Genomic DNA, 22006 nt, shown 5'->3' on the forward strand with positions numbered 1-22006 from the left:
TCCGAAATTTGACTGTCTCTAAGGCAGCCAGATCGGCGGTTTCCAGCGGCCGGACCCGTGTTTAAGGGCCAGCCCATGCTCTGGAGGCCCCGGCAAGACCCGGCCCTGGAGCCGGCTGGAGTGAACATATGGCAGACACACGCCGCACGGTCGAAAGGCCACTATCCCCGCATCTGACCATCTACCGGCCGATGCTGACCATGATGATGTCGATCGTGCATCGCATCACCGGGGCGGCCCTGTTCTTCGGCACCCTGCTCTTGTGCTGGTGGCTGCTGGCGGCGGCCTCCGGCCCGACCGCCTATTCCAAGGTCCAGGCCTTCATGGGCTCGATCATCGGCGGTCTGATCCTGTTCGGTTACACTTGGGCCCTGATTCACCACATGCTCGGCGGCATCCGTCATCTGATCTGGGACACCGGCCGCGGCTTCGGCCCGGCCGAACGCGAATGGCTGACCCTCGCGACATTGGTCGGCTCGATCGGCCTCACCATCGTTATCTGGGTGATCGGCTACATTTTCATTGGAGGCGCCCGATGAGCAAGCAACCCTCCATGCGCACGCCGCTGTCGCGTGTCCGCTATCTCGGCTCGGCGAAGTCCGGCACCGACCATTTCTGGAAGCAGCGCGTATCGTCGGTCGCGCTGGTGCCGCTCACCATCGTCGTGATCTTTATCGTGATCGGCATCATGGGCCGCAATCATGCGGCGGCGACGCAGATCCTCGGCTCACCCTTCGTCGCCATCACACTGATCATGTTCGTGATCACCAGCGCCTACCACATGTGGCTCGGCATGCAGGTGATCATTGAGGATTACGTGCACAGCGATCTGAAGCTGACGCTGATCATGATCAACACATTTTTCTGTTTCGCGGTCGGCCTGTCGTCGGTCTACGCGCTGGTGAAACTGTCATTCGGGGTTTGAACGTCATGGATGCAACAACGAATGGCAAAGCCAATGGAAGCGCGCCGGCTGTGAACGGTCGCGCCTATCCGATCGAGGATCATACCTTCGATATCGTGGTGGTCGGCGCCGGCGGTGCCGGACTGCGCGCAGTCGTAGGTTGCGCACAGGCCGGACTGAAGACAGCCTGCATCACCAAGGTGTTCCCCACGCGTTCGCATACGGTCGCAGCACAAGGCGGCATTGCCGCCTCGCTCGGGAATATGGGTCCGGACGACTGGCGCTGGCATATGTACGACACCGTCAAAGGGTCGGACTGGCTCGGCGATCAGGACGCGATCGAATATCTCGTCCGCAATGCACCCGAAGCTGTCTACGAGCTCGAACACTGGGGTCTGCCGTTTTCGCGCAATGACGAGGGCAAGATCTATCAGCGCCCCTTCGGCGGCATGACCACGGATTACGGCAAGGGCATCGCGCTGCGCACCTGCGCTGCCGCCGACCGCACCGGCCATGCCATGCTGCACACGCTGTATTCGCAGTCGCTGCGCTATTCGGCGGAATTCTTTATCGAATATTTCGCCATCGATCTGATCATGGACGAAGGCCGCTGCGTCGGCGTCATCGCACTGAAGCTCGATGACGGCACGGTGCACCGATTCCGGTCCAACATGACGATCCTGGCGACCGGCGGTTACGGCCGCGCTTATTTCTCGGCGACATCGGCGCATACCTGTACCGGCGACGGCAATGCGATGGTGTTGCGTGCGGGCTTGCCGCTGCAGGATATGGAATTCGTGCAGTTCCATCCGACCGGCATTTACGGCGCCGGCTGTCTGATCACCGAAGGCGCGCGCGGCGAAGGCGGCTATCTCGTCAATTCGGAAGGCGAGCGCTTCATGGAGCGCTATGCGCCGTCGGCGAAGGACCTTGCTTCGCGCGACGTGGTCTCGCGTTCGATGACCGTCGAAATCCGCGAAGGCCGCGGCGTCGGCAAGAACAAGGACCACATCTATCTGCATCTCGATCATCTGGCGCCGGAAATCCTGCATGAGCGCCTGCCGGGCATTTCGGAATCGGCGCGCATCTTCGCCGGCGTCGATCTGACCAAGGAACCGATCCCGGTCCTTCCGACCGTGCATTACAACATGGGCGGCATCGCCACGAACTTCCACGGCGAAGTGCTGACCAAGAAGAATGGCGATCCCGACACCGTTGTCCCCGGTTTGATGGCGATCGGCGAAGCCGCCTGCGTGTCGGTGCATGGCGCCAACCGCCTCGGCTCGAACTCGCTGATCGATCTCGTCGTGTTCGGCCGCGCTGCTGCGCTGCGCTGCGCCGAAACCATCGAGAAGAACGGCAAGCATGCCGAACTGCCGAAAGACTCGGCCGACCTCGCCTTGAGCCGTCTCGACAAATTTCGCAACGCCTCAGGCGGCACGCCGACGGCGGAATTGCGGTTGAGCATGCAGAAGGTGATGCAGAGCAATTGCGCGGTGTTCCGCACCGGTGCGACGCTCGATGAAGGCCACAAGCTCATTCACGCCGTCTATGCCGGTATGCCGGACATCCATGTCACCGATCGCTCGATGACCTGGAATTCGGATCTCGTCGAAACGCTCGAACTCGACAATCTGATCGCACAGGCCGTGGTGACGATGGACTCGGCGCAAAACCGCAAGGAAAGCCGCGGCTCGCATGCGCGCGAGGATTTCCCCGAACGCGACGACAAGAACTGGATGAAGCACACGCTGTCCTGGCTAGACATGCAAACCGGCAAGGTCACGATCGATTATCGCCCGGTCCACACCTACACGATGACAAACGACATTTCGTATATCGAGCCGAAGGCTCGCGTGTACTAATGTTTGTGCGCAGCTACATAGCAGCACTTGTTTGTGTGGGGTTAGGTGGCTGCGCCTCCAGTTCAAACATCTCCGCACAGAAGCAACGAAACTATCTTACTAAACCAGGTATTACAGCCGAGCAGTACAATAAAGACGAACAGGCTTGTGTTGACATTGCCAAGAAAGATTTCGATGCCGCGCGCGCCAAGACATATGTCTACCAGCCTGGACTCGCTGGCGCTGCAGCATCCGGCTTTGTCGGCGGCGTAGAAAGGGGGCGTCTGCGGCGCGAAGCGTTCAAGCAGACCGAGGAGTGCTTGGTGGCAAAAGGATATCGATCAGTCCCAATGACTCCGGAGCAACTTGTTATCTATGAAAACCTAGATAGCACAAACAAGGGTAAAGCCATCGCCGTTCTGGCTAGCGGCGGCGATATCAGCACACTTCAAAACGCACAGTGAACAAAACCAATGGTCGAAATCACGCTTCCCAAGAATTCGCGGCCGACTGAAGGCAAGACCTGGCCCAGCAAGCCGGGTGCGAAGAACGAACGCGAGTTTCGCGTTTATCGTTGGAACCCGGACGATGCCAATAACCCGCGGATCGATACCTATAAGGTCGATCTCGACGATTGCGGCCCGATGGTTCTCGATGCGCTCATCTGGATCAAGTCGAAGATCGATCCGACGCTGACCTTCCGCCGCTCTTGCCGCGAAGGCGTGTGTGGCTCCTGCGCGATGAATATCGATGGTGTCAACACGCTCGCCTGCACACGCGGCATGGACGAGATCAAGGGCGCGGTGAAAATCTATCCGCTGCCGCATCAGCCGGTGGTGAAGGACCTCGTGCCCGACCTCACCAACTTCTACACCCAATATGCGTCGACCGAACCGTGGCTGAAAACCACGACGCCGATGCCGCAAAAGGAGTGGAAGCAGAGCGAAGACGACCGCAAGAAGCTCGACGGTCTCTACGAGTGCATTCTCTGTGCCTGCTGCACCACCTCCTGCCCGAGCTATTGGTGGAACGGCGACCGCTATCTCGGCCCGGCCGCCTTGCTGCAGGCCGGCCGCTGGCTGAAGGATTCGCGCGACGAAGCCACCGGTGAACGGCTCGACTTCCTCGAAGATCCATTCCGGCTCTATCGCTGCCACACCATCCTGAACTGCTCGAAGGCCTGCCCGAAGGGCCTCAATCCGGCGAAGGAAATCGCCGACATCAAGAAGATGATGGTTGAACGACAGGTTTAACCGCCTCTATCGAAAGCGAACGTCACTCAGTTGGCAGCTGGTATCGGTGATCCATGATGCGCCGCCGCGGCACACCTTGGGTCTCAATGGCCAATGCGGATCCAAGCGCGCTACTCTTCGCGAAATGCGCGCATAATTTGATCTCTGAATGGCTTGATAAGATACGAGATGACGGTCCGCTCGTCAGTCTGAATGAAGGCTTCGGCTGGCATCCCGGGAACAAGCGTCAGCTTGGCAAGACGTGACAGTTCCTCGGCAGAAACTGTGATGCGAACCAGATAATGGGAAACGCCAGTGCGCTGATCCTGCGTCAGATCGGCAGCAATATGATTGACGCTCCCGTTCAGTTCCGGAGTGGTTCGTTGGTTAAAGGCTGACAACCTCACAACGACCGGCTGGCCGAGTTGTATCTGATCGATGTCCTGCGGCAGGATTTGAGATTCCAGCGCAAGTTTGTCCCGCTCTGGCACGATCAGCATGATCGTGTCGGCGGCCGAGACGACACCACCGATGGTGTGAACATTCAGCTCATGCACCACGCCATCTTGCGGCGCAATAATATCGATGCGCTTGAGCTGGTCTTCCGCGGAAGCCTTGCGCTCGACATATTCCGCGATCTGTCCTTCGACTTCGCGTAGTCCGCTCGCCACTTCACTACGCAGGTCTTGATCAATCTGAAGGATCTGAAGCCGTGTTTCGGATATTTTTCCTGCCGATTGCGCTTGCGCCTCGATCAAGCGCCCACGATCACCATCCAGGTTAGCTGCTTCGCGCTCCAAAGCCATCATTCGCTGGATCGACACAAGACCTTTCTGGAAGAGCTCGCGCAGGCCCTTCAATTCACTCTCGATCAAAGAGATCGTTCGTACTCTTGCTTCTTCCTGTGCCGCAAGACCACGGACCTCCTTTTCATATTGCACAATGCGCTCACGGATCTGCGCCTTCTGGCCGGAGCGAGCTTCGCGGCGCAACTCGAACAACTTGCGCTCACCCGCGATAAGCTGTGCGATTTCCGGCTCACCGACGCGCGATGCCAGTTTGGCTGGAAAGGCGATACCCTCTGCATCGTCGCGCTCAGCCTCAAGTCGCGCCTTTCGGGCAGCGAACTCATCCAGCCTTTTGGTGACCATGGCCAAATTGGCGCGCGTCTGAGTAGCGTCGAGACGCATCACGACTTTACCGGCGGTCACTCGCTGTCCGTTACGCACCGCAATTTCACCGACCACTCCGCCAGTTGGATGCTGAACCTTTTTGACATTGGAATCGACGACGAAATGCCCCGTCGCGACCACAGCGCCGGCAATATTGGTGGCAGCCGACCATCCACCAATTCCCACGACGAGAAATAAGCTCGCGAGGCCGGCAACAACCAGATGGCGCCGAATGGAGAGCGAGACGATAGCAACATCAGTGTTTGGCATCTTCTTGATCGGCCTGTTCGCTGACACCTGATTCGCTCGCTGGATTGGCGATGACACGCAGCGGGGACAAGCTTCGCGCCGAAGCTGAATAGCCCTGGGTCGTGCTGCCGTTTGGAGGTTGTTGATTCGGCTTCCTGAGGACTCGGGACAAAACTTCATCGCGCGGTCCGAATGCCTTCGCGCGCCCACTCTCCATTGCCAGAACCAGATCGACCACACCAAGCGCGCTTGGACGGTGGGCAATGACAACGACTATACCCTTACGCTCCCGTACCGAGGCTATTGCTCTGACAACGCCGGCCTCTCCTTCCGAGTCGAGGTTAGCGTTCGGTTCGTCGAGAATGACAAGGAACGGATCGCCGTAGAGCGCGCGGGCAAGACCAATACGCTGGCGCTGACCGGCCGAGAGAGCCGACCCTCCTTCCCCAATAGACGTTTCGTAGCCTCTCTCGAAACGAAGAATGAGATCATGTGCTCCGGCCGCCTTGGCGGCAGCGACAACACTTTCGGCGGGAGCATCCGGAGCAAACCGCGCAATATTCTCGCCGATCGTGCCATCAAAGAGCTCAATCCCTTGCGGCAGATAACCGATATGCCGGCCAAGGCCTTCCCGATCCCATTGTTCGAAGCTTGCTCCGTCAATCCGCACTTTTCCGTTTACGGGCTTCCACACACCGACAAGCGCTCGAGCAAGTGTCGATTTTCCGCTGCCACTCGGACCGATAATGCCGAGCGCGCTGCCCGCAGAAATAGCAAAGCTGACCGCTGTTACTGTCGGCTTTTTCTCACCTGGCGGCACAATCGTGACGGCCTCGGCGCGCAGGTCACGCTCTGGTTTTGGAAGCGCAATCGCATTGTCTGCCTCTGGGAGCAAGATCAGTAGTTCCTTTAACCTCGCCCAGCTCTGACGCGCCATCAGAAATGGCTTCCAGGTTGCGATAGCCAGATCCACCGGAGCAAGCGCTCGTCCCATCATGATCGAACTTGCAATCATCACTCCCGCGCTTGTTTCTTGCTCGATGACCAGATAGGCGCCGACGCCGAGGATCGCGGACTGGAGCATCATGCGCAGCGATTTTGAGGCGCCGCCAAACCCACCCGCGACGTCACCAGCGCGGCGATGCGAGATCAGGTAATTCGAGTTCGCCTTTTGCCAGCGTTCGGCCATTTGATTGCCGAGGCCCATCGCGCGCACGATTTCAGCATTACGGCGGCCAGCGTCCATGAGGGCGTTGCGGCGCATCCCATACCTGATCGTGTCGCTTGCCGGGCCTCGGGAGAGCGCGTTCGTAATGAAGGTGAGCGACACGAGCATGATCGCACCGATCAGAGCCGTCATGCCGATCCAGAAATGAAACAGAAAGCAGATAGCAAGATAGAGAGGCATCCAAGGCAAGTCGAAAAAGGCCGCGGGCCCCTGCCCTGACAAGAAGCCGCGCACATTGTCGAGGTCACGTAGCGGCTGCAGCCCATCTCCCGGCATGCGGGTCTCAAGCGGCAGGCGAATCACGACCTCATGCACGCGGTCAGATAACTGGCGATCGAATTTCTCACCAATTCGGACGAGTACGCGCGAACGAATAACATCGAGCGTGGCCTGGAATGCATAAAGTCCCGCCGCCAGGACCGCGAGCCCGACCAACGTCGAGAGGCTGCGGCTTGCCAGCACACGGTCATAGACCTGCAACATGAACAGAGGCGAGGTCAGCGCCAGGACATTGACCAAACCACTGATCAAAGCCAGTCCGAAAATCACTGGCCTAAAAAGCGACATGACCGTCGCAGCCTCAGGCTGCGACGGTGTCCGCTGTGAAATTTGCGGCACGACAACGGCTTCTCAAGCCAGAATGTTCCCGCAGAGAATCAAGTTCACAATGTCGGTTCCGACATAACCGTTCAATTGCAGGGTATTGTCCCCATCGGTGATGGTCAGGACGTTGGCGCTATCCCACCAGTTACTGTGGTTGAAGAAAAGATCGATATAACCATCGATATTCGTTACCGCCTGAAGATCGATGATGTCATCATTCCCAACGTCTGTACCGAAATCCAGAATGACGTCATTGCTCCATCCGTCGGCAAAGACAAAAGTGTCGTTGCCGAGGGCACCGGTGAATTCGTCATTCCCAGCAAAGCTCAGCATGACATCATCGCCCGCGGTGCCGAACTGCTCTGTTCCTTGTTCAGCAAAATAGGCGTAGAGGGCATCCAGGCTGCCGTTCTGGGACAGGTCCGTGATCGCCGTCGAGAATGCCGGCGTCAGTGTGGCTTCACTGAAATCGACGCGCAGGCCTTCGTCCTGGACCCACCGGTCGCTGCCCTGGACATACCGAAGATTACTGCCCAGCTCCAACGTATCGACATCACCATCGACGACGCCAGACGTGTAACTGAAGTCATTCCCGTTGACGATGACCGACGATTTGTCGTTGTTGCCGGCGCCAACCGGAATCGGTGTACCTGAAATCCATTGATCCGAAGCATCCAACACCGAGTTGAACCAACCATTACCGCGATACGTGAAGCCATCGGCCCAGCTCTCCAGAAACGCCGGAAGGTTGCTGCTTGCAGCCGTGTAATTGAGTGCGAGTGCCATCTTCATAATCCTTGAATTGTCTCTGCCGCACGGCAGGTATCAGTGAAATTGAAATCGATGTCGGCGCTGTCTCCGCCGCAGCAAATGCCGCGGCGGAACCATATGAATGTGTCTGACGCTTTATGCGAAGATGAGATCGTTCTGATCCAGCGTGCCGGAACCGAAGAAGTTCACTTCGATCGTGCTGCTGTTGGTGCCGTCGAAATAAGTGATGACATTTCCGGCAATGCTGCCGCCGGCGTTGGTGAAGTCGGTGTAGCTGCTCCATCCGAAGCCAGTGATCGAAATGACGTCGTTGCCGTCAACGAAATCAGTGATTACGTCGTCACCCCAGCCATTCGCGTAGAATTCCTCGTCCCAACTGAATAGATCGAAGTCGCTGGCACCGCCGCCACCATTCATGACGTCGTCGCCGGCAAAACTCATTAACGTGTCGCTGCCGCTCGTACCATTTTGAACCGTGCCCTGCTCGGCAAAATAGTCGTACAGACCTGCGAATGACTGGCCGAAAACAGTCGCTCCGTGTAACTGGCCGCCATGCGAAAGCGTGTAGATTGCCTGCGAGAAGGCCGTTGTTTGCGTTGCATTGGTGAAATCAATGAGCAGACCTTCGTCCTGGACCCAGACGTCGTTGACGTAGTCGTATTCAAGATTGCTGCCGAGCTCCAGCGTGTCGACGTCGCCGCTGAAGGCGCCGGGCGAATAGCTGTAATTTGAGCCATTCATGATGGCCGATGACTTGCCGTTGGGCACTCCCCCGGTGTCGACGCCAGCGACGAATTGATCGACGCCGGTCCATGAGTCATTGAACCAGCCATTGCCGTTATAGGTGAAGTTGCTCGGATTGGAGTAGTTGGCGAAAAACGCCGGCAGATCGCTGCTGGTCGCGGTGAGATTAAGTTCCAAAGCCATCTCTCTATCTCCTCATATCGCAGTTGATGTTCGTTTCCGGACGAACGCCGCATCCGTGGCCGCACGGCCGCGAATTCCTTCTCGAGCAGATCAGCTCACAAACGGCAGGACATGCAGCAACATGCGACCGCTCAGAACCGATAGTTCAAACCGACCTTGATCGTGTGCAGATTGATCGCATTCGCGGCATTGCGGCCGGTCATGGCATCGTACGAGCCTGGGAAAACGGTCGTGATTGCGCGCGGAGGAACGCAAACCGGCGGCCGACAAATTGTCGTTGTCGAATAGGTCCTGCTCACACCCTGACGGGCGTTCGGGAAGAGAAAATCCTCTTCACCAAATCCGGTGTAAGCATATTCGCCCTTTACGGACCAATTCGCGTTGATCGCATATTCCGCGCCGCCTCCCACCGTCCAGCCGGTTCGTGTTTTCTCCGCAAACTCCGTGAAGGACAGGCTGGCGATTGATTGAGATGAATTGGCCGTATCTGATCGGTACTGATCTCGCCACTGCTTCTCTTTCAAGAAAGCAAGACCACCGGTGCCATAGACAAACCAGCGGTCGAAGGCGTAGCCGAGCCGCCCCCGGATTGTGGCCATCCAGTCGAATTCATATTCTGTCTTCGATGCCAGATTGCGGCGGGTCGCAAAGGCGGTCTCGGTCGCGAGGACCTCCCGAAATGCACTCAACCGCGTCCTGCTGTAGTCGGCCTCGATACCGACGACCAACCGGTTGTCGAACTGGTAGTTGATTCCGATCTGGCCGCCGGCAAGAATATTCTTAATATTCATATCTACGGATTCGGCCGCAGCGATGCCGTTCGCACTCCCATTCGCCAGTGTGGTCACGCCGTTGAGCGACGCGAAGCCCTGACCGACATGGCCGCCGACGTAAAGGCCGGTCCAGTCAGCACCCGGCACCGCATTCGGATTGCGATTGAACAGCCAACCGGCCGGCCAAGGAGCCGAGTTACCGAACTTTCCGGTCAGGCTTGCGCGGATCGTACGCCCGGGGGCAGGCATATCGGTGTTGTTGAGCGCATCGACGTAATAGCGATTGAGAAGATTCTCAGCGCTCACATCCAACGTGAAGCTGTCGTTGATCTTCCATTGCACGAAGGCGTCAACGAGCGAATAAGGCTCCCACGACTTGGTGATGATGCCGACTTGTTTCGAATAATTGTCTTCCAAGACTGACGCTGCACGACTGCCCATGTAGGTGTAGCGACCGCCGATGGTCAGCTTCTCATCGAAAAAGCGCAGGCCGGCGGTGGCAGAGGCGGAGAATCTGGGCGGGATCTGGTTGGCGATATAATCAGCCTGCTCCGTGGCGCTCGTGCAGGTCGCCGCGGTCCTGCACAGCTCAATGTCGGTGTAATAGTTGAACGCATAATCGAGGAAGGCTTTTTTGACGTCGTAGCCGCCGGACAGCTCGAAGCCTTTCATTACGACCTTGTCGTAGTTGAAAAGGATCAGGTAACTGTCTGAAGGATTGGTGCTGTTCCAGCGTCGGCCGATATAATTCGCCGTTGTGTTGTCAAAGTACACGAACTTCAGGCGCGCGTTGTCGCCGGCCAGAAACACGTCATTCTTGAGAACGTTCGTACCGAATTCCCAATTGCGGGCGTTCTCCGCGATGATGTTCGGATTGTAGCGAAGCCCGGATGCGTTCCAGGTCGATTCGCGCAGACTGGGCGGTCGGATCCCAGTGGTGTATTTCGCAAAAAGTTGCCAGCCCGTGAGCGGCGTTACGGTAACACCAAAATTCGGACTTACCCCCGACCCTTCATAGGGTGCGTATGGCGGCCCGGGATAGCTCCAAACCGGCGTAGCGCGGTTCTCGACATTGTAATCCAAGTAGGTGACGCCGGAATCCAGGGTGAGCCAAGGCAACAGATTCCATTGGCCATTCACAAAAAGAGTGCTGACCCGGCGCGTACCATCGGGTGAAATGCTGCGTTCAAATCCCTGGAAGTCGGTTGAGAGCCGATAATCGGACTCCGCGTCCTCCAGCTTGGCTGAGCCCCCGTAACGTAAGGAAAACGGCCTGGAAGCGAGATCGAAACGCGAGGTGTTCGATACTTCGAAGCCGTAACTTTTGCTCTTTGCGCCAATGCCCGTCTGGATCACACCCGCTATCGAGGCTACTTCGTCTGTGCCCGACATCCATGCATTGGCCTTTAGGTCGATCAGATTGTTGTCCGCCGGCTTGAAGTGATAGCGCGCAGTGAACTGATCGACGGCCGCTGTACTGAGCTTGAGCTGTGCCCGCGTGAAGACGCTCGAACCGGCTAACACGGTCGGCAGCACTTCCCCAAACTTGTTCTCGTAGCGCATATAGCCAAGCTGCAGCTCATGACCGTCAGCTGGCCGCAACGTCGCTTTCAGCAGCGCGGAACTGGAATTCTGGGATGTGTTGAAGACCTCGTCGCCATACTTGAATGGCGAGAGCGCCTTGGTGCCACCGCGGAAATTGTCCGTGTAAAGAGGGCCGTGAGTGCCAGCAAAGTAATTCCCGGCAATGCGCCGAACGTAGGCGCCCACGAGATCGATGTTCGGCTGCGTCACGGCAAATGCCGCGCTGCCAGTTCTGTTGCTGAAGTTAAAGTCCGAAGGTGGACCGGGGGTTGGCGTTGTGGCGCCAATTCGGGGCTCTATCCCGTTGGAGCTCACGCTGGTCTTGAGGCGAACACCATAAGTGTCGCCAGGTTTTAAGATGTCGGCAGGCTTCAACGTTTCAATGGCGACAGTGCCGCCGATTGCTCCCGCCGAACCATCGTTGGGTCCTTTTGTGATCGTCACGCCGCTGATCAGGTCAGGATCGACATAGCTCCGGTTGTCGACACCGGAATAGCCACGATAACTGGACGTTGATTGCTCTGAACCATCGATCGTCGTGGCAACGCGGTTCATACCTTGCAGACCGCGGATATTCGGATCGATAGCCGCCCCATTGCGGTTCATGCCGGAGATGACACCGGGCGTACCTTGAAATATGTCGCCGGCTGAACGCCCGGGAAATCGCTGAATCGCTTCTTCGGAGATGTAGCTAACCGACCCTGGCGTCTGATAAGGCACGTCTGCAAGAGGAGTGCGCCCGCCTGACACGTTGATCACGTCGAGCTGAATCGCACCATCGACTGTGCTTTGGGCATTTGCGTCCAATCCCGGCTTCGAAATCGTAACGGTCGTGGCGTTTGTAAACGAGTAGGTCAGACCGCTGCCGGCAAGCAACCGGCTCAAGGCTTCGGTTTGACTAAACGAGCCCTGCACGCCGGGCGAATTGAGGCCTCGGACCAGATTGGCACTGAAGAACAGTTGAATTCCGGTAACGCCCGAAAACTGAATGAGCGCCTGCGACAAAGGCTGCGGCTGAATGTTGAACGAAGCCAGCGCAGCCAATCGCGACTGCGCAAATGCAGGAGATCCGCTCGTTGAAATTACGAGCAGCGCTGTGCTGGTTAGAAGAGCAATAGCCAGCTCACGCTTCTTCCGCATCCCAGCACGCTTGCATGCTGGAATGCACTCGTTTACTCGATCGCCACCCATCGGCCTCACCCACTGAATCCCGCAAACGACGGGACCACGAAGGGCGATGTGATGACGCCCTCACTGGGACTGACACCCAGGAGAGATGAAGCAATGATCGCAATGAGGATTATTTTATAAGTTTAGATTGTCACTAAACTGAGTAAACGAAGGAGACATATTTCGTAGCGTGCAGGATTCGGATCGGAAGCGTATCCGCGATCGTTTGCAGCGCCTCTTCAGGCTGTTTGGTACTGAAAATCGCTGTTACCGGAATGTCGCCAATGCTTTTGCTCGTAAGAATAATGCGACCTTGGCGATAACGCTCAAGCTCGGTCAACACGCGGCGAAGAGGCACGTCCTGAAATACAATCCGATCCTGGCGCCACGCTTCGATGGATCCAAGATCTACGCGCGTGACGTTGCCTAGTCCACTTTTGCTGTAACTAAGCTGCCACCCTTGCTCAATCTTCGCAGGCGAAGAGGCTCCGACACGGACCATCACAGCATGCTCGCTAGCTGTAACCGTGACCAAATCACCAACATATTTCACATTGAATTTTGTGCCGAGCGCATGCGTCGTGCCGCCTGCAGCATTAACAGAAAATGGTCGTTTCGAAGCAGCCGCAACATCGAAGAAGCCCTCGCCCCGATGCAACTCGAATTGACGTGAAGTCTCTGTGAAATTGCTCGAAAGGGCTGAGTAGCTCCCGAGCTCAATCAGGCTGCCATCTGCGAGGGTCCATGTCCGCCGCTCGCCAATATCGGTCACAAAGTCGGCAAATAAATCGCTTCGGCTGATGGCATAAAGACCGCCAGTGCCAACCAGCGCCGCGCCCCCTCCAAGGAGCAGATTGCGTCGATTCAAAAATTTCTGTGAATTTCGGATGCTTTCGATCTCGGGCTGAACGATATCAAAACGCTTCCAGAACGCTTGAGCATGCTCCCACGCCGCAACGTGGGCTTCAGACTGATCGAACCACGTCTGAAATGCACGACGAACCTCTTCGCCCGCTTTATCGTCGCGCAGGCGAACGAGCCATTCCAGAGCCTCGATCACAAGCGGATCTGTTGTTTCTTTCCCCATGAGGTCCCAGCCGCAAGCGGCATCTGTCGTCCCGACCCGTCTGGCGCGAAACGGTAGCCTGCACTATCTATGACACCCGGAGGCCGGCAGCGAATGATTTTGATTTCGACTAATTTCGTTCAAGGCGCTGATGGAGATCAGCCAAAGCGCTGACAATCTGCGAAATAACCGTGTTGCGGGAGACCCCTTGGCGAACCGCGATTTCGTCGTAGCTTAACCCCTCGAATTTGTTGAGAACGAAGGCTTCCCGGCGCCGACGGGGAAGACCCGCGACCGCCTTCAATACGCGTCGCAACTCACACCGAAAAATCACTGCCACCTCTGGAGATGGGCGCGGATCCGCGATGGTGTCGACATCGTCCGCAGAAAGATCGACTTCCGACCGGCGGGACACGTTACGCAGATGATTGAGAGCGAGATTTCGAGCGGTACATGTGAGATAGGCCGGACAGTTGACAAGATTGCTGCACTCGACGCTCGCCATCAGGTTGAGGAATGCCTGATGGACGACATCTTCCGCAGTGGCCTTGTTGCCGACGAGGCGTCGGACAAGCTTTTTCAGTCGCCCCTGCTCGGATGCATATAGACTTGCCAAATCAATCGTTCGGGCACGCATGACTTTGCTCGATACGATCCCCAAACGATTGATGGATAAAAGACGGCCACCGTTCGCGAGATCAACGCCGAACTAGTATCGGATGCCGGATACGCCTTCAAATACAATGATTTTGACTTGCTCTAAGATGCGGCTCGGACGTGTCATGCGCGTGCGAAGTGACAACCCTGGACGATTTCGAGCGGCACTGCGTCGCGGGGCTTAAGGCCGAGGCCCTTATGTCGTAGTTGCCAAGGTGAGCCGCGAAAGCCGCCGGGATATCCGCCGCAAGCACAGCGACGGGCGGGAGGACAAATACATCTTCGTCCGCCACGTGGAGAAGACAGAGGGCATCTGTCATCATGGGGCCGAGCGAGCACAATTAGGTTTGACGCTTGCTGGAAGGTTCCGTACGCATCGTCAGCAAAGACTGTGACAACTGCTCGGCAAATTTCGCCGAAGCCACGGGCAAATTACGACCGCGCAATTGTCCGAGCACCAGATCGCCACGCGGCGCATCGCGCTCATCGATCTCGCGTGTGACGATGCCCCGCCCCTCATCCGAAATTGTACCAATCTGAATCTGAAATGAGATGACGTTGTTGCGCATTACCAGATGACGCAGAAACTCGAACGAGTTCGATTGCGCCACGATGTCGAAACGGAAATTGCCGCGGCCCAAAGCTTCATCAAGAAGCTGGCGACCGCCGATGCCTTGTTCGGCCAGAGCGACCGGATAAGGCGCGCAATCGCGTAAGCGAATTGTTTTCTTGGCCGCGAGCGGATGAGCCGCCGGCATCACCGCCATCAGACGCTGCTCGAACATCATCAGCGGCCGGAAATTCGGCAGATAAGGTGGCCGAAAAACCAGGACGAGATCGACCTCATAGCTTGCAAGGCTTTCCATTGCACGGATGTGGTCCTGCACCCGTACGTCGAAATGCACATAGGGGAAGCTCGCCCGATAAGCCGAGACCTCGCGCGGCAGGAATTCCAGCGCCAGCGCCTGACTCGCAGCAATCCGGACCGTGCCGCGCCGCATTCCTTTCAGATCCTCGATCTGCGAGCGGACGCGGTCGAGGTCTGCGGTCTGTTCGCGCACGTAATGCACAAATAACTCGCCGGCCGCGGTGAGGCGGACGCCGCGGGGCCGGCGCTCGAACAGCGGCGTCTCCAGTTCCTCCTCCAGATCCATAATCCGCCTGTTAACGGCTGAGGACGTCACATGAAGCTGCTCGGCAGCCTTGCGGATCGACCCGGCCCGGGCCACCGCCTCGAAATAATGCAAAAACCGTAGATGTTTCATAGCTTTAACCGTGGCGTTGCCGAAACGCGTCCTGAAGAATGATGCCATTTCGGCATCGGGCCGAAAAGAAATCAGCGGCAGATCGTATCACTGGACTGGCCTAGCGTCAGCAGGATCGGTGCAAGGGCACCGGCACGGCGATTGCTAGGTTGCGTGGATGCAGGCTCCAGACAGCAAAGAACCGACCGGACATGCTCATAGAAGCACGCGAGCAGCCGCTTCCTCGGGCCTGAGCTTCGTTCGTAGGCCCGCGGAGCAGCGGATCGTCTCGATCCTCGTCGACGACATTCCGGTGGCGGTCGATCTCAACGCCACGGCGCTGATCGTCATCGATATGCAGAACGACTTCTGCCACCCGGACGGCTGGTTCGCGCAGAAGGGCACCGACATCGCCCCCATCACCGCCGTCATTCCGCAGATCAACGCCCTGGTCGGCGCTGTTCGGGCCAGCGCGCTGCCGGTGATCTGGCTGAACTGGGGTGTTCGCGCGGACCGGGCAAACCTGCCGCTGATGTTTGCGGAAAAGGGCGCGCGCAATGCCTCGCCGACCTATTCCGATCCCGCGCCCTCCGGCCGCGGACGCATTCTCGTCCGCGACGAATGGGGTGCGGCGACGGTTGACGCCATGACCGTCGACGCTTCCGACCTGCTCGTCCACAAGCATCGTCTCTCCGGCTTCTGGGACAACGAACTCGACTCGATCCTGCGTCTGCGCGGCATCACCACGCTGCTCTTCGCCGGTATCAACATCGATCGCTGCGTGTTCTCGACGCTGCAGGATGCAAGCTTCCTCGGCTACGACTGCATGCTGGTCGATGACTGCTGCGCCACCGTGTCGCCCGCCTATGTGCGCGACGCGATCCTGTTTCTCATTCGCCAACTGCACGGTGTCGTCACTACAAGCGACGCCGTTTTCACTGCGCTCGGCCCGCCGGAGCCGGCATCTCCAACACATCGAGACAACAGGAGTGCGTCATGAAACTCAAACAGACGTTGCGCTTTGCTCTGGCGGCGGCCATTGGCCTTGCCGGTGCCGCCGCGCTGTCCGCCCCGGCATCCGCGCAAACCAAACTGAAGATGGTGCTGAACTGGAAATACCAGGGGCCGCAAGGCTGGTTCTTCCTGGCCGACGATCGCGGCTACTTCAAAGCCGAAGGCCTCGAGGTCACGATGGACCAGGGCAATGGCTCCGGCGCTGCTGTGCCGCTGGTGGCCAACGGCACCTATGACGTCGGCTTCGGCGACATCAATGCGCTGATCGAACTCGCGGCCAAAAAGCCGGACGAAGCGCCGGTCGCGGTCTACGTCATGTATAACCAGCCGCCCTTCACCGTTGCGGTGAAGTCCGACAGCCCGATCAAGGAGCCGAAGGATTTTGTCGGCAAGAAGCTCGGCGGTGCGGCAAACGATGGCGCACTGAAGCTGTTCCCCGCCCTGTGCAAAATCACCAAGATCGATTGCAGCAAGGTCGAAATCACCAACATGCAGCCGAACCTGCGCGAGCAGATGTTGATGCAGGGCCAGGTCGACGGCGTGTTCGGTTATGTCAACACCATTCGCTTCTCGGCAAAGCTGATCGGCGTCGGCGATGACAAGCTACGCTATATCAACTTCGGCGACTACGGCATGGACCTTTATTCAAACGCCATCATCGTTTCCAAGAAGCTGGTGAAAGACAATCCGAAGGCTGTGGCGGGCCTGGTCCGCGCGATCAACAAGGGCCTGATCGACTCGATCAAGGAACCGGATGCCTCTGTCGCTGCGGTCGCCAAGCGCGAACCACTGATCAAGACACCGGTCGAGCGCGAACGCTTCGATGCGACGTTGCAGGATGAAATGAACCATCCGGAGATCGCCAAGATCGGCGTCGGCAATGTCGATATGGAGCGCCTGAAGAAGTCGATCGACATTCTGGTCGAGGCCAACAATCTGCCGCGCAAGCCGGCCGTCGAGGAAATCTTCACACCGGCCTTCCTGCCGCCGGTCGCCGATCTGCCGAAGAAGGTGTTTTGAGGCTGCACGTCGCTGCGCCCTCTCCCACTGAACTCGGACTCGCCCGAGTTCAGCACCATGACTAGCAAAGTCGAGCAAGCCCGACTTGCACGGGAGAGGGCTACCGCAGCGGACGCGGCAACAAGAATGGGTGAGGGGTATTTCTCCACGCTTAAACCCCTCACCCAACTCAACTCGTTGCAACATTTGAGCAGCCCTCTCCCACTGAACTCGGCCTGCCCGAGTTCAGCATCATGACGGGCAAGTCGGGCAGACCCGACTTGCCTCGGGAGAGGGCACGAGATGCCGACACCTGAAAGCGCTGAAACATCCACGAAAAAGACTGCCGGGACATAAAATGGATCTTCAACTCAAAGACAAAGTCACCGTCATCACCGGACCCGCAAAGGGAATGGGCGCTGCGATCACCCTCGCCTTCGCAGCGGAAGGCGCAAAACTCGCCTTGATCGGACGCGACACCAAAGCGATCGAGCCTGTCGCCAGGGAAGCGAAAGACGCCGGCGTCGATGCAATCGTCGTACCCTGCGATCTCACCAAGCCTGATCAATGCGACAAGGCCGCCGATGAAACGCGCAAGGCGTTCGGCCGTATCGACATCCTGGTGAATGTCGCCGGCGGCTCAGGCCCGGTCGGCAAGACCGGCGCCGAGACAACGCCGAACGAATTCGACGAGATCGTTACACTGAACATGAATGGCTGCTTCCACACCATGCGCAGTGTGGTGCCGACGATGATCGCGCAGAAATACGGCAAGATCGTCAATGTCGGCGGCACCTTCGGCATGCGTGGCCGCGCCGGCCGCATGGCCTATTCCGCATCCAAATGGGGCCTGCGCGGCATCACCAAGAGCTTCGCGCTCGAAATCGGCCAGCACAACATCAATGTCAATTGCGTCGCACCCGGCATGGTCGATGGCCCGCGCTTTCGCGACAAGGTCTGCGCCGACATGGCCAGGCGCCTCAACATCACGCTCGAAGAGGCGATGGAGCGGCACGCCGCCGATTACGCCTTGAAGCGCGTCACGCTCGACAAGGATGTGGCCAACGCTTGCCTGTTTCTGGCCAGCGATGTCTCCCGCCAGATCACCGGCGTCGATCTTCCGGTCGATGGCGGCTGGGCGATGTTGTGAGGGGGACGATGATGATCCGCATTGAACACGACGTCGACTGTGTGCTCCCTCCCCTCTTGCTTCGCTTTCTTCACCTCCCCCCGCCGAAGTCGAGTGTTCTCGACTTCGGCCACCGTTCACTTGGTGCAAGTCGGAAACATCCGACTTGCACTGGGGGAGGTCGGCGAGCGCAGCGAGCCGGGAGGGGGGTAAGCAACGAACTTCGCATTTGCATCTCACCCCCCTCCCTAACCCTCCCCCGCAAGGGGGGAGGGAACGCCACTGAGCCAGCGGCGAGATCCTCGGTCGCAATCTTCACGGCAAAGCTCTCAGTTGCTGCCTTGGCATCGCGTCGCGGAGCCGTGCGATGACCGTCACCGCAGACCTCGTCATTCACAACGGCATCGTCGTCACACCGGATTCCGCCGTGCCGGCCAGCATCGCCATCAAGGACGAAAAAATCATCGCCGTCGGTGCTGCCGATGCGATGCCGCCCGCTCAAGAAATTCTCGATGCGAAGGGCCTGCATATCCTGCCCGGCGCGATCGACGTGCATGTCCACTTCCGCGATCCTGGCTATCCCAACAAGGAAGACTGGGAGAGCGGTACGGCCGCCGCAGCTTTCGGCGGCGTGACCACCGTGTTCGACATGCCGAACACCATCCCGCCGACCGGCAATGCAGAAATCCTTGCGGCCAAGCACAAGATCGCCGCGGAAAAAGCGCATGTCGATTTCGGCCTCTATGGGCTGCTTGGCGAAGACACGATCGACAATGTGCCCGATCTCGTCAAAGGCGGCGTGATTGGCTTCAAGCTCTATATGGGCAACACTTTCGGCAAGATCCCCTCGCCGTCAACCGGCGCGATGCTGGAGGCGTTCGAAGTCGTCGCCGAAACCGGCAAGCGCATCTCTCTGCATGCCGAGACCAACACGATCATGGAGCGGCGGCAGACACGGCTGACGCAGGCCGGACGCCATGATCCGCTGGCGCACATCGCTTCGCGTCCGGCTGTGGTTGCAGTCGAGGCCGTCAGCCGCGCTTGCATCCTGTCGGAATGGACCGGCGCACGCATCCACATCCTGCACATCTCGTCCGCCGACGAGCTTCGTCCCTTGCGCGAAGCCAAGGCGCGTGGCGTCGATGTCACCGGCGAGACCTGTCCGCAGTATCTCTTCCTCTCGACCGATGACTATGACCGTTTCGCCGGTGTAATCCGCGTCAATCCACCAGTCCGCGAGAAGGAAAACCAGGAGCCGATCTGGTCGGCTTTAGCCGACGGCACGGTGGACATGATCGCCACCGACCATGCACCGCATACGCCGGAAGAGAAAACACGCAATGACATCTGGGCGGTCGATTGCGGCTTTCCTGGCGTCGAAACACAAATGCCCGCAATGCTGACGGAAGTGAATGCCGGCCGCATGTCGATCAGCGATTATGTGCGCTGGAGCGCCTTCAATCCGGCCAGGACCTGGGGGCTTTATCCACGCAAGGGCGCCATTCAGGTCGGCTCGGATGCCGATATCGCATTGGTCGATCTTGGCCATGCCTGGACGATCGACGATGCCAAGATCCAGTCGCGCTCGAAGATTTCGCCCTGGCATGGCCGCAAGGTGAAGGGCCTGCCGATCCACACCATCGTGCGCGGCCGCTTTGTCATGCGCGACCGCACGCTCGTGCCGGGAACGCGCGGCCATGGACGCTCTGTCCACACCATCCAAGAGATGCCGGCGCCGGATGTCCGCAATGCGGACAAGACGATGAAAGCGGTTACCTCCTCGCACCGATCAGCAGAGAATGCAGCATGACGACGCGGCCCAAACGCCTGCTCCATGACGAGGCCTTCGTCGAGCTTGAGGATGTCGAACTCGTCTATGGACGCGGCGACAAAAGAGTTCAGGCACTCACTGCGACGAACCTGTCGATCGCCAAGGGCGATTTCGTTGCGCTGGTCGGACCGTCCGGCTGCGGCAAATCGACGATTCTGAAACTCGTCACCGGCCTTCTCAAAGCCAGCAAGGGCTATGTCTATGTGTCGGGCCGCGAGGTCGGCGCCGAGCCGATGCGGGTCGGCATGGCCTTTCAGAATCCGACATTGCTGCCGTGGAAGACGATCCGCGACAACGTGATGCTGCCGCTGAAGATCGTGCCGCCGTTCCGGCAGGAATTCCGGCAGAAGCGCAAGACCGAGTTTCGCGATCGCGTCGAAGCCTTGCTCAAGCAGGTTGGTCTTGCCGGCTTCGGCGACAAATATCCCTGGCAATTGTCCGGCGGGATGATGCAACGCGCCTCGCTCTGCCGCGCGCTGATCCATGATCCGCAGCTTCTGATGCTGGACGAACCGTTCGGCGCGCTCGATCAATTCACGCGCGAGGAATTGTGGGCGATCATGCAGGACCTCTGGATGACGCGCAAGCCAACCGTGCTGCTGGTCACGCACGATCTGAAGGAAGCCGGCTTTCTCGCCAACCGCATCTGCGTGATGCAGGCGCGCCCCGGCCGCATCATCGATGACTCCGTCGTCGACTTCGCGCGGCCGCGCAATATCGACATGGCCTATACGCCCGAATTCGTCACCATGACGCAGCGCCTGCGCGAACTGATCATTGCCAACCGCCCGAACAAGGAAGCCGCATAATGAATCCGCAGCTTCGCCGCCGCATCGCCTCGGCCGCTCTGATCATCTGCTTCTTCCTGTTGTGGGAGTTCCTGTGCCGCGCCTTCAACATCAGCGATATCGTGCTGCCGAAACCAAGCCAGATCATCGTCACGCTGATCGAACGCTTTCCGGCGCTATGGCCGCATACGCTGCAGACACTCTATACAACACTGCTGGGCTTCAGCTTCGGCATTCTGATCGGGGTGTTGCTCGGCATTCTGGTCGGATCATCCAGGCTCGCTTATGACGTCGCCTATCCGCTGTTGATCGGTTTCGCCTCGATCCCGAAAGTCGCCGTCGTGCCGATCTTTGTGTTGTGGTTCGGCGCCGGTGCCGTGCCGGCCGTGCTCACCGCGATGATCATGTCGATGTTCCCGATCGTGGTGAATGTCGCGACCGGCCTTGCCACCACCGAGCCCGAGCTCGAGGACGTGATGAAGACATTGCGGGCCAGCAAGCTCGACATTCTCTGGAATGTCGGCCTGCCGCGCGCGATGCCCTATTTCTTCGCCTCGCTGAAAGTGGCGGTGACGCTCGCCTTCGTCGGCGTGGTGCTGTCGGAAACGGTGGCGTCCAACCGCGGCATCGGCAACGTGATGATGATCGCGTCGTCGTCGTTCGACGTGCCGCTGGTGTTCGCCGGTCTGTTCATTCTCGCCATCATGGGTGTGTCGCTCTACGTGATTTTCTCGCTGATCGAGATGCGCATCACCGGCTGGGCCCATCGCAAGGATGAGTTCGCCATTGGTTAAGTGCCAAGTATTTTTTGAGAGGACTAT

19 protein-coding genes are annotated in these 22006 nt (G+C 58.5%); 11 read left to right on the forward strand and 8 right to left on the reverse strand.

All coding sequences use genetic code 11. The features are described 5' to 3' along the window. Positions 1-128: 128 nt before the first annotated feature. Genes sdhC through CAK95_RS07850 form a run of 5 tightly spaced genes read left to right on the forward strand, consistent with a single transcriptional unit; the run spans position 129 to position 4001 of the window. Positions 129-539 carry a succinate dehydrogenase, cytochrome b556 subunit gene (sdhC, locus tag CAK95_RS07830; RefSeq protein ID WP_086087407.1) on the forward strand — a complete coding sequence of 137 codons (411 nt, stop codon included), beginning with the start codon at positions 129-131 and terminating at the stop codon, positions 537-539. Then, entirely contained in the window at positions 536-925 is a 390-nt protein-coding gene (sdhD, locus tag CAK95_RS07835) for a succinate dehydrogenase, hydrophobic membrane anchor protein (protein WP_086087408.1), read from the forward strand. Before sdhC ends, sdhD begins: the two co-directional genes overlap by 4 nt. Before the next feature lie 5 nt (positions 926-930). Beyond that, positions 931-2769, forward strand: a complete 1839-nt coding sequence (gene sdhA, locus CAK95_RS07840; protein ID WP_086087409.1) for a succinate dehydrogenase flavoprotein subunit — start codon at positions 931-933, stop codon at positions 2767-2769. Continuing rightward, positions 2769-3212, forward strand: a complete 444-nt coding sequence (locus CAK95_RS07845) for a hypothetical protein (protein ID WP_086087410.1) — start codon at positions 2769-2771, stop codon at positions 3210-3212. Before sdhA ends, CAK95_RS07845 begins: the two co-directional genes overlap by 1 nt. A 9-nt stretch (positions 3213-3221) precedes the next feature. Next, entirely contained in the window at positions 3222-4001 is a 780-nt protein-coding gene (locus CAK95_RS07850; protein ID WP_086087411.1) for a succinate dehydrogenase iron-sulfur subunit, read from the forward strand. Between the two features lie 110 nt (positions 4002-4111). On the opposite strand, the gene CAK95_RS07855 is transcribed toward CAK95_RS07850, so the two are convergent. The 8 genes from CAK95_RS07855 to CAK95_RS07895 all read right to left on the reverse strand — a co-directional run bounded on the left by CAK95_RS07855 (position 4112) and on the right by CAK95_RS07895 (position 15445). After that, complete coding sequence (locus CAK95_RS07855; protein ID WP_086087412.1) at positions 4112-5422, reverse strand: HlyD family type I secretion periplasmic adaptor subunit; 1311 nt, start codon at positions 5420-5422, stop codon at positions 4112-4114. Then, positions 5409-7196 (reverse strand): type I secretion system permease/ATPase, encoded by a 1788-nt coding sequence (locus tag CAK95_RS07860; RefSeq protein ID WP_086091272.1) that lies wholly within the window; start codon positions 7194-7196, stop codon positions 5409-5411. The genes CAK95_RS07855 and CAK95_RS07860 overlap by 14 nt, the downstream gene beginning before the upstream one ends. Positions 7197-7259: 63 nt before the next feature. Beyond that, a complete protein-coding gene (locus CAK95_RS07865; protein ID WP_147413678.1) occupies positions 7260-8018 on the reverse strand; it encodes a calcium-binding protein in 759 nt (252 codons plus the stop codon). A gap of 120 nt (positions 8019-8138) precedes the next feature. Next, entirely contained in the window at positions 8139-8930 is a 792-nt protein-coding gene (locus CAK95_RS07870; RefSeq protein ID WP_086087414.1) for a hypothetical protein, read from the reverse strand. A gap of 131 nt (positions 8931-9061) precedes the next feature. After that, complete coding sequence (locus CAK95_RS07875; protein WP_245303663.1) at positions 9062-12478, reverse strand: TonB-dependent receptor domain-containing protein; 3417 nt, start codon at positions 12476-12478, stop codon at positions 9062-9064. 133 nt (positions 12479-12611) lie between these two features. Then, positions 12612-13544, reverse strand: coding sequence for a FecR family protein (locus tag CAK95_RS07880; RefSeq protein WP_086087416.1), 933 nt, complete (start codon positions 13542-13544; stop codon positions 12612-12614). A gap of 109 nt (positions 13545-13653) precedes the next feature. Beyond that, positions 13654-14160 carry an RNA polymerase sigma factor gene (locus tag CAK95_RS07885; RefSeq protein WP_086087417.1) on the reverse strand — a complete coding sequence of 169 codons (507 nt, stop codon included), beginning with the start codon at positions 14158-14160 and terminating at the stop codon, positions 13654-13656. A gap of 361 nt (positions 14161-14521) precedes the next feature. Beyond that, a complete protein-coding gene (locus CAK95_RS07895) occupies positions 14522-15445 on the reverse strand; it encodes a LysR family transcriptional regulator (protein WP_086087418.1) in 924 nt (307 codons plus the stop codon). A 157-nt stretch (positions 15446-15602) separates the two neighbouring features. Between CAK95_RS07895 and CAK95_RS07900 the strand changes: the two genes are divergently transcribed. The 6 genes from CAK95_RS07900 to CAK95_RS07925 all read left to right on the forward strand — a co-directional run bounded on the left by CAK95_RS07900 (position 15603) and on the right by CAK95_RS07925 (position 21979). After that, entirely contained in the window at positions 15603-16424 is an 822-nt protein-coding gene (locus CAK95_RS07900) for a cysteine hydrolase family protein (protein WP_086087419.1), read from the forward strand. After that, the gene (locus CAK95_RS07905) at positions 16421-17458 is read left to right on the forward strand and encodes an ABC transporter substrate-binding protein (RefSeq protein WP_086087420.1); all 1038 of its coding nucleotides are present in this window, start codon (positions 16421-16423) and stop codon (positions 17456-17458) included. Before CAK95_RS07900 ends, CAK95_RS07905 begins: the two co-directional genes overlap by 4 nt. 337 nt (positions 17459-17795) lie before the next feature. Further along, positions 17796-18587 (forward strand): SDR family NAD(P)-dependent oxidoreductase, encoded by a 792-nt coding sequence (locus CAK95_RS07910; protein ID WP_086087421.1) that lies wholly within the window; start codon positions 17796-17798, stop codon positions 18585-18587. A 346-nt stretch (positions 18588-18933) separates the two neighbouring features. Further along, positions 18934-20376 carry an allantoinase AllB gene (allB, locus tag CAK95_RS07915; RefSeq protein WP_086087422.1) on the forward strand — a complete coding sequence of 481 codons (1443 nt, stop codon included), beginning with the start codon at positions 18934-18936 and terminating at the stop codon, positions 20374-20376. Beyond that, positions 20373-21206, forward strand: a complete 834-nt coding sequence (locus CAK95_RS07920) for an ABC transporter ATP-binding protein (protein ID WP_086087423.1) — start codon at positions 20373-20375, stop codon at positions 21204-21206. The genes allB and CAK95_RS07920 overlap by 4 nt, the downstream gene beginning before the upstream one ends. Beyond that, positions 21206-21979, forward strand: a complete 774-nt coding sequence (locus CAK95_RS07925; protein ID WP_086087424.1) for an ABC transporter permease — start codon at positions 21206-21208, stop codon at positions 21977-21979. Before CAK95_RS07920 ends, CAK95_RS07925 begins: the two co-directional genes overlap by 1 nt. The last annotated feature ends 27 nt before the right edge of the window (positions 21980-22006 follow it).

The sequence above is a fragment of the Pseudorhodoplanes sinuspersici genome, from assembly GCF_002119765.1.
Taxonomy (GTDB): Bacteria; Pseudomonadota; Alphaproteobacteria; order Rhizobiales; family Xanthobacteraceae; genus Pseudorhodoplanes; species Pseudorhodoplanes sinuspersici.